Raw genomic sequence first — 13,309 nt, 5'->3', positions numbered from 1 at the left:
GTAGAAAACTCTATGTCAGACAAGCCTGATATAGAGTTTTTTCTTGCTAGTTTTAGGATTTTCTTGTAAAATAGAGAAAGTGAAGAGAGGTATGAAATGAGTAAGAAAGATAAAAAAATTGAAATTCAAGTAGCAGATGCCAAAGTTAATGTAGGAAAAGACAGTTTTGAAGGCTATACCTTGACTATCGGTAAAAAAGTTATCGGAGAAATTGCCGAATTAGATGGACAATTTGCCATCATAAAGAATAGGAATGTCGATAGTTTTTATAAAAAATTGGAAAAAGCTATAGAAATTTTGATTGAAAATTATAATTTAGCAAAATAAGTCTTGTTTTTTTGAAATTTTCATGATATAATAGTCCATGTTGATTGTAGGAGAGATAGCGAAGAGGCTAAACGCGGCGGACTGTAAATCCGCTCCTTCGGGTTCGGGGGTTCGAATCCCTCTCTCTCCATTTTATCAATGGGGTATAGCCAAGCGGTAAGGCAAGGGACTTTGACTCCCTCATGCGTTGGTTCGAATCCAGCTACCCCAGTTCTTAGGTAATAATCAAGATAAAAAGCAAAATATCTTAGGGTATTTTATTTTTATAATTGAAAGACGTGAATGATATGAACATGTCCTTGCGGGTGCTTAGGAAAAAAATTATAAGTATGTCAAGTTTAAGAAAAACTTGATTGTTGGAGGATTTTTTAGATGAACGAATTTGAAGATTTGCTAAATAGCGTTAGCCAAGTTGAAACTGGTGATGTTGTTAGTGCTGAAGTATTGACAGTTGATGCGACTCAAGCTAACGTTGCAATCTCTGGAACTGGTGTTGAAGGTGTCTTGACTCTTCGCGAATTGACAAACGATCGCGATGCAGATATCAATGACTTTGTTAAAGTAGGAGAAGTATTGGATGTTCTTGTACTTCGTCAAGTAGTTGGTAAAGATACTGATACAGTTACATACCTTGTATCTAAAAAACGCCTTGAAGCTCGCAAAGCATGGGACAAACTTGTTGGTCGTGAAGAAGAAGTTGTTACTGTTAAAGGAACTCGTGCCGTTAAAGGTGGACTTTCAGTAGAATTTGAAGGTGTTCGTGGATTTATTCCAGCTTCAATGTTGGATACTCGTTTCGTACGTAACACTGAGCGTTTTGTAGGTCAAGAATTTGAGGCTAAAATCAAAGAAGTTGACGCTAAAGAAAACCGCTTCATCCTTTCACGTCGTGAAGTTGTTGAAGCAGCTACAGCAGCGGCTCGCGCTGAAGTATTTGGTAAATTGGCTGTTGGTGATGTTGTAACTGGTAAAGTTGCACGTATCACAAGCTTTGGTGCTTTCATCGACCTTGGTGGTGTTGACGGATTGGTTCACTTGACTGAATTGTCACACGAACGTAACGTATCACCAAAATCAGTTGTAACTGTTGGTGAAGAAATTGAAGTGAAAATCCTTGATCTTAACGAAGAAGAAGGACGTGTATCACTTTCACTTAAAGCAACAACACCTGGACCATGGGATGGCGTTGAGCAAAAATTGGCTAAAGGTGATGTAGTTGAAGGAACAGTTAAACGTTTGACTGACTTCGGTGCATTTGTTGAAGTATTGCCAGGTATCGATGGACTTGTTCACGTATCACAAATTTCACACAAACGTATTGAAAATCCAAAAGAAGCTCTTAAAGTTGGTCAAGAAGTTCAAGTTAAAGTTCTTGAAGTTAACGCAGATGCAGAGCGCGTATCACTTTCTATTAAAGCTCTTGAAGAGCGTCCAGCTCAAGAAGAAGGACAAAAAGAAGAAAAACGTGCTGCTCGTCCACGTCGTCCAAAACGTCAAGAAAAACGTGATTTCGAACTTCCAGAAACACAAACAGGATTCTCAATGGCTGACTTGTTCGGTGATATCGAACTTTAATCAAATTGAAAATTCATAAAATCCTTTGTTTACTAAACAAGGGATTTTTCTTTTGTCTCTGCTCCTTTTTTGATATAATAGTTCTATGTTAAAATCAGAAAAACAATCACGTTATCAAATGTTAAATGAAGAATTGTCCTTCCTTTTGGAAGGCGAAACCAATGTTTTGGCTAATCTTTCCAACGCAAGTGCTCTTTTAAAATCACGTTTTTCCAATACGGTATTTTCAGGCTTTTATTTGTTTGATGGAAAGGAATTGGTTTTAGGTCCCTTCCAAGGAGGTGTTTCCTGCATCCGTATTGCACTAGGCAAGGGTGTTTGTGGTGAAGCTGCTGAGTTTCAGGAAACAGTCCTGGTTGGTGATGTAAGTACCTATCCCAACTATATTTCTTGTGACAGTCTAGCTAAAAGTGAAATTGTGGTGCCGATGATAAAGAATGGCCAACTACTTGGAGTTCTGGATTTGGATTCTTCAGAGATTGAGGATTACGATGCTATGGATCGAGATTATTTGGAACAATTTGTCGCTATTTTGCTTGAAAAGACAGAATGGGACTTTACAATGTTTGGGGAAAAATCTTAATGTATCAAGCACTTTATCGAAAATATAGAAGTCAAAACTTCTCCCAGTTGGTTGGTCAAGAAGTTGTGGCTAAGACTCTTAAACAAGCAGTAGAACAAGAGAAAATAAGTCATGCCTATCTTTTTTCTGGTCCACGTGGAACAGGAAAAACCAGTGTAGCTAAGATTTTTGCTAAGGCTATGAACTGTCCCAATCAAGTAGGTGGTGAACCTTGTAATAACTGCTATATTTGTCAGGCAGTGACGGACGGTAGTTTAGAAGATGTCATTGAAATGGATGCGGCCTCTAATAATGGGGTGGATGAAATCCGTGAAATTCGCGATAAATCTACCTATGCGCCTAGCCTTGCTCGTTATAAGGTTTATATCATAGATGAGGTTCACATGCTGTCTACAGGGGCTTTTAATGCCCTCCTAAAGACGCTGGAAGAGCCAACACAGAATGTAGTCTTTATTTTGGCCACTACTGAATTGCACAAGATTCCTGCTACTATTCTATCCCGTGTCCAACGTTTTGAGTTTAAATCAATTAAGACACAGGATATTAAGGAACATATCTACTATATTTTAGAAAAAGAAAATATCAGTTCTGAACCAGAGGCTGTGGAAATCATTGCCAGACGTGCTGAAGGTGGGATGCGAGACGCCTTGTCTATTTTGGATCAAGCCCTGAGTTTGACACAGGGAAATGAGCTGACGGCTGCCATTTCTGAAGAAATTACAGGCACCATTAGTCTATCAGCCTTGGATGATTATGTGGCTGCCTTGTCTCAACAGGATGTTCCCAAGGCCTTGTCTTGCTTAAATCTTCTATTTGACAATGGTAAGAGCATGACTCGTTTTGTGACCGACCTTTTACACTATTTAAGAGATTTGTTAATTGTTCAAACAGGGGGAGAAAACACTCATCATAGTCCAGTCTTTGTGGAGAATTTAGTTTTTCCTCAAGAAAATCTGTTTGAAATGATTCGCTTAGCGACGGCGAGTTTAGGGGATATTAAGTCTAGTTTGCAGCCCAAGATTTATGCTGAGATGATGACTATCCGTTTGGCAGAGATTAAGCCTGAACCAGTTCTTTCTGGGGCAGTTGAACATGAAATTTCTGCATTGAGACAGGAAGTTGCGCGTCTTAAGCAAGAACTTGCAAATGTGGGAACCGTACCCAAGCCAACAAATCCAGCTCCTAGTCGACCAGTAGCAGGCAAAGCAGTCTATCGTGTGGATCGCAATAAAGTTCAATCTATCTTACAAGAGGCCGTTGAAAATCCTGATTTAGCACGTCAAAATCTGATTCGTTTGCAGAATGCCTGGGGAGAGGTGATTGAAAGTCTTGGAGGTCCTGATAAGGCTCTACTAGTTGGTTCTCAACCGGTTGCAGCCAATGAACACCATGCCATTCTTGCTTTTGAATCTAACTTCAATGCTGGTCAAACCATGAAACGAGACAATCTCAACACTATGTTTGGCAACATTCTCAGTCAGGCAGCAGGTTTTTCACCTGAGATTTTAGCCATTTCCATGGAGGAATGGAAAGAAGTTCGCGCAGCCTTTTCAGCCAAAGCCAAATCTTCTCAAACTGAAAAAGAAGCAGAAGAAAGCCTGATTCCAGAAGGATTTGAATTTTTGGCTGATAAAGTGAAGGTAGAGGAAGACTAAAGAAAGATTTCATGATACAATAAATTTATGAATAAACAACAATTTATTATTATGGCGCTGTTTACAGCTGCTGAGACCTATTTTTTCAATGAAGCCTGGATGACTGGCCGCTATATTATGGCAGCCTTTTGGGCCATTTTACTCTTTAGAAATTTCCGAGTCAGTTATGTGATGGGCAAAATCGTTGATGTCATTGACCAGCATTTTAATAGGAAAGACTAGCCCTCAGCTTCCAGACAAAATCAAAGCCTTTTAGGCTTTTTTTTGTTATACTAGAAAAGTATATTTATAGACCTTTTACTCTATTTCTGGGGAAATCAGACGTTTTTCTAGTAAGTACTGTAAAAGTCTTGAAAAAGAAAGGAACTATCATGTCAGTATTAGAGATCAAAGATCTTCACGTTGAGATTGAAGGAAAAGAAATTTTAAAAGGGGTGAACCTGACCCTGAAAACAGGAGAAATTGCCGCTATCATGGGACCAAATGGTACAGGTAAATCGACTCTTTCTGCCGCTATCATGGGGAACCCTAACTATGAAGTTACCAAAGGTGAAGTCTTGTTTGATGGCGTAAACATTCTTGAGTTGGAAGTTGACGAGCGTGCGCGTATGGGACTTTTCCTTGCTATGCAATACCCATCAGAAATTCCTGGAATTACCAACGCTGAATTTCTTCGTGCAGCCATGAATGCTGGTAAAGAAGATGATGAAAAGATTTCAGTTCGCGAGTTCATCACTAAACTAGACGAGAAGATGGAATTGCTCAACATGAAAGAAGAAATGGCAGAGCGTTACCTCAACGAAGGCTTCTCTGGTGGTGAGAAAAAACGTAATGAAATTCTTCAACTCTTGATGTTGGAACCAACTTTCGCTCTTTTGGACGAGATTGACTCAGGTCTTGATATTGACGCTCTTAAAGTCGTATCAAAAGGTGTCAATGCCATGCGTGGTGAAGGTTTTGGTGCTATGATCATCACTCACTACCAACGTCTTTTGAACTACATCACACCTGATGTGGTACATGTGATGATGGAAGGTCGTGTTGTCCTTTCTGGTGGTCCAGAATTGGCTGCACGTTTGGAACGTGAAGGATACGCAAAACTAGCTGAAGAACTTGGCTACGACTACAAGGAAGAATTGTAATTCCCTCGTATCTTTTAGGAGAAGTAAATGACTAAAGAAAATATTAAACTTTTTTCAGAAATGCACGCTGAACCAAGCTGGTTGGCTGACCTCCGTCAAAAAGCTTTTGATAAGATTGAGAGCCTAGAATTACCAGTTATTGAGCGTGTCAAATTCCACCGTTGGAATCTGGGGGATGGGACGATTACAGAAAGCGAGCCATCAGCAAATGTTCCAGATTTCACTGCACTAGATAACCACTTGAAGTTGGTGCAAGTAGGAACTCAAACTGTTTTTGAGCAAATTCCAGTTGAGTTGGCTGAACAGGGTGTTGTCTTCACAGACTTCCATTCAGCCTTAGAAGAAATTCCAGAGCTTATTGAGGAATTCTTCATGTCATCTGTCAAGTATGACGATGATAAATTAGCAGCCTACCATACAGCTTATTTCAATAGTGGTGCTGTTCTTTACATTCCTGATAATGTTGAGATTAAAGAACCAATCGAGGGTATTTTCTACCAAGACAGCGATAGCGATGTGCCGTTTAACAAGCATATTATGATTATCGCTGGTAAAAATTCTAAGATTAGTTATCTGGAGCGTTTAGAGTCACGCGGTGAAGGAAGTGTCAAAGCAACTGCTAATATCACTGTCGAAGTGATTGCACGTTCTGGTGCTCAAGTGAAGTTTGCTGCGATCGACCGTCTAGGTGAAAACGTTACTGCTTACATTAGCCGTCGTGGTAAATTAGGCAACGATGCAAGCATTGACTGGGCGATTGGTGTTATGAACGAAGGAAACGTCGTTGCGGACTTTGACAGCGACTTGATTGGTAACGGTAGCCATGCGGACCTTAAAGTCGTAGCTCTTTCAAGTGGCCGTCAGGTACAAGGGATTGATACCCGAGTAACTAACTATGGTTGCAACTCCATCGGAAATATCCTACAACATGGGGTTATTCTTGAAAAAGCAACCTTGACCTTCAATGGTATTGGCCACATTATCAAGGGAGCCAAGGGAGCAGATGCGCAACAAGAAAGTCGTGTCCTCATGCTTTCAGACCAAGCGCGTTCAGATGCCAATCCAATTCTTTTGATTGATGAAAATGACGTCACTGCAGGACACGCGGCTTCTATCGGTCAGGTAGATCCAGAAGATATGTACTACCTCATGAGTCGTGGCTTGGATAAGGCAACTGCAGAACGTTTGGTTGTCCGTGGCTTCCTTGGATCCGTTATCGTTGAGATTCCAGTCAAGGAAGTTCGTGATGAAATGATTGCAACTATCGAAGAAAAATTGTCAAAACGCTAAGGGGAAGCCGATGTTAGATGTAGAAGCGATTCGCAAGGATTTTCCAATTTTAGACCAGATTGTCAACGATGAACCGTTGGTCTATTTGGACAATGCTGCGACGACACAAAAACCACTAGCAGTTCTGGAGACGATTAACCGCTACTATGAGAACGACAATGCCAATGTTCATCGTGGCGTTCATACCTTGGCAGAAAGGGCGACAGCTTCTTATGAAGCCGCTCGTGAAACCATTCGTAAGTTTATCAATGCAGGCTCAACAAAGGAAGTTCTCTTTACTAGAGGAACGACAACCAGTCTGAACTGGGTGGCGCGCTTTGCAGAGGAAGTCTTAATTGAGGGAGATCAAGTTTTGATTTCTGTCATGGAACACCATTCCAATATCATTCCTTGGCAAGAAGCCTGCCGTAAGACTGGGGCAGAACTTGTTTATGTCTATCTCAAGGATGGAGCTCTGGATATGGATGATTTGCGAGCTAAATTGACTGATAGAGTCAAGTTTGTCTCCCTTGCTCACGCCTCAAATGTTCTTGGTGTGGTCAATCCAATCAAAGAAATCACTCAATTGGCCCACCAAGTTGGAGCCATCATGGTGGTGGATGGTGCTCAGTCTACTCCTCATATGAAGATTGATGTCCAGGACTTGGATGTGGACTTCTTTGCCTTTTCAGGTCACAAGATGGCGGGTCCGACTGGTATCGGTGTTCTTTACGGCAAAGAAAAGTATCTGGAACAAATGTCACCAGTTGAATTTGGTGGTGAGATGATTGATTTCGTCTATGAGCAATCTGCTAGCTGGAAGGAATTGCCTTGGAAATTCGAGGCTGGAACTCCTAACATGGCTGGTGCAATCGGACTTGCTGCTGCAGTTGATTATCTGGAAACGATTGGTATGAACACGATTGAAGCTCATGAGCAGGAATTGATCGCATACGTCTATCCAAAATTGCAGGCGATTGAAGGATTGACTATTTACGGTTCGCAGGACTTGGCTCAACGGTCGGGTGTCATCGCTTTTAACCTAGGTGATCTTCACCCTCACGACCTTGCGACAGCTTTGGATTATGAAGGTGTGGCAGTTCGTGCGGGTCACCACTGTGCGCAACCCTTGCTCCAGTATTTGGATGTTCCAGCAACAGCTCGTGCAAGTTTTTATATCTACAATACCAAGGCAGATTGCGACAAGCTAGTCGATGCCTTACAAAAGACAAAGGAGTTTTTCAATGGCACTTTCTAAACTAGATAGCCTTTATATGGCAGTGGTAGCGGACCATTCGAAAAATCCACATCATCAAGGGAAGTTAGAAGACGCTGAGCAAATCAGTCTCAACAATCCGACCTGTGGAGATGTCATCAACCTCTCTGTCAAGTTTGATGTAAATGACCGTTTGGAAGATATCGCTTTTCTAAACTCAGGTTGTACCATCTCAACTGCCTCTGCTAGCATGATGACAGATGCAGTTTTAGGAAAAACCAAACAAGAAATTTTAGAACTTGCGACTATTTTTTCTGAAATGGTTCAAGGGCAAAAAGATGACAGACAAGATAGTCTTGGCGATGCAGCCTTTTTGTCAGGTGTTGCAAAATTTCCACAACGGATTAAGTGTGCGACCTTGGCTTGGAATGCCCTTAAGAAAACAATTGAAAATCAAGAAAATCAGTAAGACAAGTTTCTTTTGTCTTATGAATCAGTAGAAATGAAGAATGAAAGAAAGGATATTATGGCTGAAGAAAGAGTAGAACCAAAACCAATTGACCTTGGTGAATATAAATTTGGTTTCCATGATGATGTAGAGCCTGTCCTATCGACAGGAAAAGGATTGAACGAAGATGTCATTCGTGAACTATCAGCTGCTAAGGGAGAACCTGAGTGGATGTTAGAATTCCGTTTGAAGTCTTATGAAACCTTCAAAAAAATGCCTATGCAAACTTGGGGAGCAGACTTGTCAGAGATTGATTTTGATGACCTGATTTATTATCAAAAACCATCTGATAAGCCAGCTCGTTCATGGGATGAGGTTCCTGAAAAAATTAAAGAAACCTTTGAACGTATCGGGATTCCGGAAGCTGAGCGTGCTTATTTAGCCGGTGCCTCTGCCCAGTATGAGTCAGAAGTGGTTTACCACAACATGAAGGAAGAATTTGAGAAGTTAGGTATCATCTTTACAGATACAGATTCTGCCCTCAAGGAATACCCAGACTTGTTTAAACAATACTTCGCTAAGTTGGTACCGCCGACAGATAACAAGTTGGCAGCCCTCAACTCAGCAGTATGGTCAGGTGGAACCTTTATCTACGTGCCAAAAGGTGTCAAGGTAGATATTCCGCTTCAAACTTACTTCCGTATCAACAACGAAAATACAGGTCAGTTTGAACGTACCTTGATTATCGTTGATGAGGGAGCAAGTGTCCATTACGTAGAAGGATGTACAGCGCCAACTTATTCAAGCAACAGTTTGCACGCTGCCATTGTAGAAATCTTTGCCTTGGATGGAGCTTATATGCGTTATACGACTATCCAAAACTGGTCTGATAACGTCTATAACTTGGTAACCAAACGTGCTAAAGCTCAAAAAGATGCCACTGTTGAGTGGATTGATGGAAACTTGGGTGCAAAGACTACCATGAAATACCCATCTGTTTACCTTGATGGAGAAGGGGCGCGTGGGACTATGCTTTCTATTGCCTTTGCTAATGCAGGGCAACACCAGGACACTGGTGCCAAGATGATCCACAATGCTCCACATACAAGCTCGTCTATTGTGTCTAAATCCATCGCTAAAGGTGGAGGTAAGGTTGACTACCGTGGTCAAGTAACCTTTAACAAGAACTCTAAGAAATCTGTTTCTCACATCGAGTGTGATACCATTATCATGGATGACTTGTCAGCATCAGATACTATTCCATTTAATGAAATTCATAACTCGCAAGTCGCTTTGGAACATGAAGCTAAGGTTTCTAAGATTTCAGAAGAGCAACTCTATTACCTCATGAGTCGTGGATTGTCAGAATCTGAGGCAACTGAGATGATTGTCATGGGATTTGTAGAGCCCTTTACGAAAGAACTTCCAATGGAATACGCAGTTGAGCTGAACCGCTTGATTAGCTATGAAATGGAAGGATCAGTCGGATAAAATTTGATTTTAGATATACTCAAAATCAAGGACTTTGAAGATGAATTTGTAATAAAAAATCGCGATTTTAAACCGCGATTTTTTTATAATTTCTCGTTGATGAAGCGGACAAACTGATTCCACCAAACTTTTAAGAAGAAGGCTTTTTCAATTTTCTTTTCTGCAACCATTTCGAAACTAGGGCGCTCTGTGGTGATGTAACCTTGACCGATCAAGTCCTTGTCTTCGTAAGTCAGATGGCCAACCACTGTTCCAGCTTCAAGTGGTGCTGGGATTGCTTTGGAATCAGGTGTGAATTGAACAGATTGGGAAGATTGGTTCCCAACACGTTCAATTAGATAGATATCCTCTGGGGCCACTGCAGTGACCGTATCTTCTTTTCCATCTTGTACAGGGGCTTTGCTATCTTGATAGGCATCGCCTTGCTGAACGATTTTTCGAAGTGTAAATGTAGAAGAAATATAATCCATTAGGGAAGATGTAGCTGTAAACCGAGCGTAAGGATTATTGTCTTGATGGTCTGCATTTAAAACAACTGTGATAACCCTCATGCCTTTTTCGACAGTAGTACCAACAAAAGACTCTCCAGCCTTATCTGTTGTTCCTGTTTTCAGTCCATCAAAACCACCACGGTAAGCAGGCATACCTTCTAACATGTAGTTGGTTGAAGTGATTGTCATCCCAGCAAAAGTAGAAGAAGGTTTTTTGGTGATTTCCAAAACTTGTGGGTACTTTTTGATGAGGTTGCGGGCAACGATGGCAACATCATAAGCACTGAGCTTATTTTCATCATCTTTATTAGACCCTGGGTAAATGTTATCCCCTAGAGTCTCGTTGTTAAGACCAGTTGTATTGACAACCGTGGCATCTTTGATTCCCCATTCCAGGAGTTTGGCTCGCATCATATCAACGAAGTTTTTTTCTGAGCCAGCAATTTTCTCAGCTAGGGCAATAGCGGCGCTGTTGGCACTAGATACCAGAGTTGCTTCAAGCAACTCTTCGACAGTATAATTACGGGCCTCCATAGGAACATTACTGGCTTCAGAATTTGTCGTCAATTGATAAGGATAATCAGAAATATCTACTGGGGTGGATAGTGTGATACTTCCATTTTCGAGTGCTTCATAGACCAGGTAAACGGTAAGTAGTTTTGTTATAGAAGCAATTTCGACAGGTTGAGTTGCATCTTTCTCATAGAGAATTTTACCAGTATTTGCCTCAACAGCAATCGCATGTTTAGCAGCAATATTAAAATCTTGAGCAGCAACAGTAGATGCACCTCCTAAAAGGGAGACAGTTAATAAAGTTAAAAATATTTTTTTCATAGTAGTCTTATTCTATCATAAAGAAAAAAAATATTCTTGCTTTAATAATTCATCCGTTAAGCTTTTTGAAAATATGGTAAAATAGAGTGAGGGAGGTAACTCATGTTTCGTAGAAATAAATTATTTTTTTGGACCACAGAAATTTTACTCTTAACAATCATCTTTTACCTATGGAGACAGATGGGGTCTTTGATTAACCCTTTTGTTAGCGTACTTAATACAATTATGATTCCATTTTTATTAGGGGGGTTTCTTTATTATTTGACAAACCCTATTGTTACTTTCTTAAATAAAGTCTGTAAACTCAATCGTTTACTTGGTATTTTAATTACCTTGTGTGCTTTGGTTTGGGGGCTAGTTATTGGGGTAGTCTATCTCTTACCGATTTTGGTCAATCAGTTATCTAGTTTGATTATATCTAGTCAAACTATTTATAGTCGAGTACAAGACTTAATCATAGACTTATCTAATTATCCTGCGCTCCAGAATTTGGATGTAGAAGCTACAATTCAGCAGTTAAACTTATCCTATGTTGATATTCTTCAAAATATCCTAAATAGCGTATCAAATAGTGTGGGGAGTGTCTTGTCAGCTCTTATCAGTACTGTTTTAATTTTGATTATGACTCCAGTTTTTTTGGTTTATTTCTTATTAGATGGACATAAATTCTTGCCCATGCTTGAAAGAACGATTCTAAAGAGGGATCGCTTGCATATTGCAGGTTTATTAAAGAATTTAAATGCGACGATTGCTCGCTATATTAGTGGAGTTTCGATTGACGCAATCATTATAGGTTGTTTGGCTTATATTGGCTATAGTATTATTGGTTTAAAATATGCTTTAGTTTTTGCTATTTTTTCTGGTGTAGCCAATTTAATTCCTTATGTGGGGCCAAGTATTGGTTTGATTCCTATGATCATCGCAAATATATTCACTGATCCCCATAGAATGCTGATTGCAGTGATTTATATGCTTGTTGTTCAGCAGGTAGATGGCAATATCTTATATCCTCGAATTGTAGGAAGTGTTATGAAGGTTCATCCAATCACGATTTTGGTTTTACTTTTGTTGTCAAGCAATATCTATGGTGTAGTTGGAATGATTGTCGCAGTGCCAACTTATTCTATCTTAAAAGAAATTTCTAAGTTCTTATCCCGTTTGTATGAAAATCATAAAATAATGAAAGAACGAGAAAAAGAATTAGCTAAGTAAAAGTCAGGAGAACCATGATTTTTCTTTACTAGAAGTGGCCTTTAGATTAGAAGATTGAAAATAAGTTAAAGTCCTAAACTAATTTTCACAGCTAAAAATAGTAGAAGTTAATCTGATAAAAATCGAAAAAACCAGTGGAATTCCGTGTCAGGGTAAGTTCCACTGGTTTTCATAGTCTATTAAAGTTCGAATGAAACTTATTTATTTTAGCACAGCAAATGAAACGTAGTTCGAATAATATAAGGATTGATTTTATAGTTTTTAAACTCAAATGAATTGAAACAAAGAGAGTAGGAAACTTCTCATCTGAAAGTATTTTAGAATAATTCTCTTCGTGAATTTCTTAAAAACAGATAGCTTCATCTTAGGTATGTGTTAATTGGATTTCGTAAGCTCTATTCACAATCGTAAAGTTATGCACTGAGAAAGTTGTAGTTAGTCTCCCAGTTTGCTAAATTTCTCGAATAGTATCTTTTTTAGGTAAGTGATTTCCTTTTTGCATTTTTGTGTTAGATAAGGTATAATGGTTTTATTGTCTTTTGGGGTCGTTACGGATTCGACAGGCATTATGAGGCATATTTTGCGACTCGTGTGGCGACGTAAACGCTCAGTTAAATATAACTGCAAAAAATAACACTTCTTACGCTCTAGCTGCCTAAAAACCAGCAGGCGTGACCCGATTTGGATTGCTCGTGTTCAATGACAGGTCTTATTATTAGCGAGATACGATTAAGTCTTGTCTAGCGGCTTGATAAGAGATTGATAGACTCGCAGTTTCTAGGCTTGAGTTATGTGTCGAGGGACTGTTAAATTAATACATAACCTATGGTTGTAGACAAATATGTTGGCAGGTGTTTGGACGTGGGTTCGACTCCCACCGGCTCCATTATTCCTTTGCATTCTTTTGCATTCCTTGGTAAAACGTTGTTAAATCAACGTTTTTTGTTTTTGTCTTTGGTATTCTTTTGCAAAAAAGAATACAACATTTTGTTGTATCCTAAATATTAAATCAAGTCCTGAATTTTCTTAAGTTTTTATCATATTTTCTGTTATAATTAAGGTGCCT

12 protein-coding genes, 2 tRNA genes and 1 other RNA gene are annotated in these 13,309 nt (G+C 39.6%); 14 read left to right on the top strand and 1 reads right to left on the bottom strand.

All coding sequences use genetic code 11. The features are described 5' to 3' along the window. Positions 1-96: 96 nt before the first annotated feature. The 12 genes from HT697_RS07255 (at position 97) to sufB (ending at position 9,706) form a co-directional block, all read left to right on the top strand. A complete protein-coding gene (locus HT697_RS07255) occupies positions 97-327 on the top strand; it encodes a DUF2969 domain-containing protein (protein ID WP_173252866.1) in 231 nt (76 codons plus the stop codon). Between the two features lie 49 nt (positions 328-376). Beyond that, positions 377-457, top strand: a tRNA-Tyr gene (locus HT697_RS07250). A 9-nt stretch (positions 458-466) separates the two neighbouring features. Next, positions 467-538: transfer RNA gene (locus tag HT697_RS07245), tRNA-Gln, on the top strand. A gap of 161 nt (positions 539-699) precedes the next feature. Next, complete coding sequence (gene rpsA / locus HT697_RS07240; protein WP_050142076.1) at positions 700-1,902, top strand: 30S ribosomal protein S1; 1,203 nt, start codon at positions 700-702, stop codon at positions 1,900-1,902. A gap of 85 nt (positions 1,903-1,987) precedes the next feature. Then, the gene (locus HT697_RS07235) at positions 1,988-2,485 is read left to right on the top strand and encodes a GAF domain-containing protein (protein WP_173252865.1); all 498 of its coding nucleotides are present in this window, start codon (positions 1,988-1,990) and stop codon (positions 2,483-2,485) included. Continuing rightward, positions 2,485-4,140, top strand: a complete 1,656-nt coding sequence (gene dnaX / locus HT697_RS07230; protein ID WP_173252864.1) for a DNA polymerase III subunit gamma/tau — start codon at positions 2,485-2,487, stop codon at positions 4,138-4,140. Before HT697_RS07235 ends, dnaX begins: the two co-directional genes overlap by 1 nt. A 27-nt stretch (positions 4,141-4,167) precedes the next feature. Further along, positions 4,168-4,362, top strand: a complete 195-nt coding sequence (locus tag HT697_RS07225; protein ID WP_001041547.1) for a DUF3272 domain-containing protein — start codon at positions 4,168-4,170, stop codon at positions 4,360-4,362. Between the two features lie 149 nt (positions 4,363-4,511). Continuing rightward, positions 4,512-5,282 carry a Fe-S cluster assembly ATPase SufC gene (gene sufC / locus HT697_RS07220; RefSeq protein ID WP_000114489.1) on the top strand — a complete coding sequence of 257 codons (771 nt, stop codon included), beginning with the start codon at positions 4,512-4,514 and terminating at the stop codon, positions 5,280-5,282. Positions 5,283-5,309: 27 nt separating this feature from the next. Further along, positions 5,310-6,572: a Fe-S cluster assembly protein SufD gene (sufD, locus tag HT697_RS07215; RefSeq protein WP_173252863.1), complete on the top strand. Its 1,263-nt coding sequence runs from the start codon at positions 5,310-5,312 to the stop codon at positions 6,570-6,572. A 10-nt stretch (positions 6,573-6,582) separates the two neighbouring features. Beyond that, complete coding sequence (locus tag HT697_RS07210) at positions 6,583-7,809, top strand: cysteine desulfurase (protein ID WP_173262726.1); 1,227 nt, start codon at positions 6,583-6,585, stop codon at positions 7,807-7,809. Further along, a complete protein-coding gene (gene sufU / locus HT697_RS07205) occupies positions 7,796-8,236 on the top strand; it encodes a Fe-S cluster assembly sulfur transfer protein SufU (protein WP_001218497.1) in 441 nt (146 codons plus the stop codon). Before HT697_RS07210 ends, sufU begins: the two co-directional genes overlap by 14 nt. Before the next feature lie 57 nt (positions 8,237-8,293). Next, the gene (sufB, locus tag HT697_RS07200; RefSeq protein ID WP_000797051.1) at positions 8,294-9,706 is read left to right on the top strand and encodes a Fe-S cluster assembly protein SufB; all 1,413 of its coding nucleotides are present in this window, start codon (positions 8,294-8,296) and stop codon (positions 9,704-9,706) included. Positions 9,707-9,789: 83 nt separating this feature from the next. On the opposite strand, the gene pbp3 is transcribed toward sufB, so the two are convergent. After that, positions 9,790-11,031: a D-alanyl-D-alanine carboxypeptidase PBP3 gene (pbp3, locus tag HT697_RS07195; protein ID WP_173262722.1), complete on the bottom strand. Its 1,242-nt coding sequence runs from the start codon at positions 11,029-11,031 to the stop codon at positions 9,790-9,792. Positions 11,032-11,133: 102 nt separating this feature from the next. On the opposite strand from pbp3, the gene cozE reads away from it, so the two are divergent. Then, entirely contained in the window at positions 11,134-12,243 is a 1,110-nt protein-coding gene (cozE, locus tag HT697_RS07190) for a cell elongation protein CozE (protein WP_173252859.1), read from the top strand. Between the two features lie 541 nt (positions 12,244-12,784). Continuing rightward, positions 12,785-13,132, top strand: a transfer-messenger RNA (tmRNA) gene (ssrA, locus tag HT697_RS07185). Positions 13,133-13,309 lie beyond the last annotated feature (177 nt).

The sequence above is a fragment of the Streptococcus sp. 1621 genome (assembly GCF_013276615.1).
GTDB lineage: Bacteria > Bacillota > Bacilli > Lactobacillales > Streptococcaceae > Streptococcus.
The sequence above is the reverse complement of the archived record's forward strand: the minus strand, read 5'-3'. Positions and strand labels throughout refer to the sequence as shown.

Coding starts and splice junctions, on each gene's coding strand:
- dnaX (WP_173252864.1), top strand. CDS start 2,485: ATGTATCAAGCACTTTATCGAAAATATAGAAGTCAAAACTTCTCCCAG.
- HT697_RS07210 (WP_173262726.1), top strand. CDS start 6,583: ATGTTAGATGTAGAAGCGATTCGCAAGGATTTTCCAATTTTAGACCAG.
- cozE (WP_173252859.1), top strand. CDS start 11,134: ATGTTTCGTAGAAATAAATTATTTTTTTGGACCACAGAAATTTTACTC.
- rpsA (WP_050142076.1), top strand. CDS start 700: ATGAACGAATTTGAAGATTTGCTAAATAGCGTTAGCCAAGTTGAAACT.
- sufU (WP_001218497.1), top strand. CDS start 7,796: ATGGCACTTTCTAAACTAGATAGCCTTTATATGGCAGTGGTAGCGGAC.
- pbp3 (WP_173262722.1), bottom strand. CDS start 11,031: ATGAAAAAAATATTTTTAACTTTATTAACTGTCTCCCTTTTAGGAGGT.
- sufD (WP_173252863.1), top strand. CDS start 5,310: ATGACTAAAGAAAATATTAAACTTTTTTCAGAAATGCACGCTGAACCA.
- sufB (WP_000797051.1), top strand. CDS start 8,294: ATGGCTGAAGAAAGAGTAGAACCAAAACCAATTGACCTTGGTGAATAT.
- HT697_RS07255 (WP_173252866.1), top strand. CDS start 97: ATGAGTAAGAAAGATAAAAAAATTGAAATTCAAGTAGCAGATGCCAAA.
- HT697_RS07235 (WP_173252865.1), top strand. CDS start 1,988: ATGTTAAAATCAGAAAAACAATCACGTTATCAAATGTTAAATGAAGAA.
- sufC (WP_000114489.1), top strand. CDS start 4,512: ATGTCAGTATTAGAGATCAAAGATCTTCACGTTGAGATTGAAGGAAAA.
- HT697_RS07225 (WP_001041547.1), top strand. CDS start 4,168: ATGAATAAACAACAATTTATTATTATGGCGCTGTTTACAGCTGCTGAG.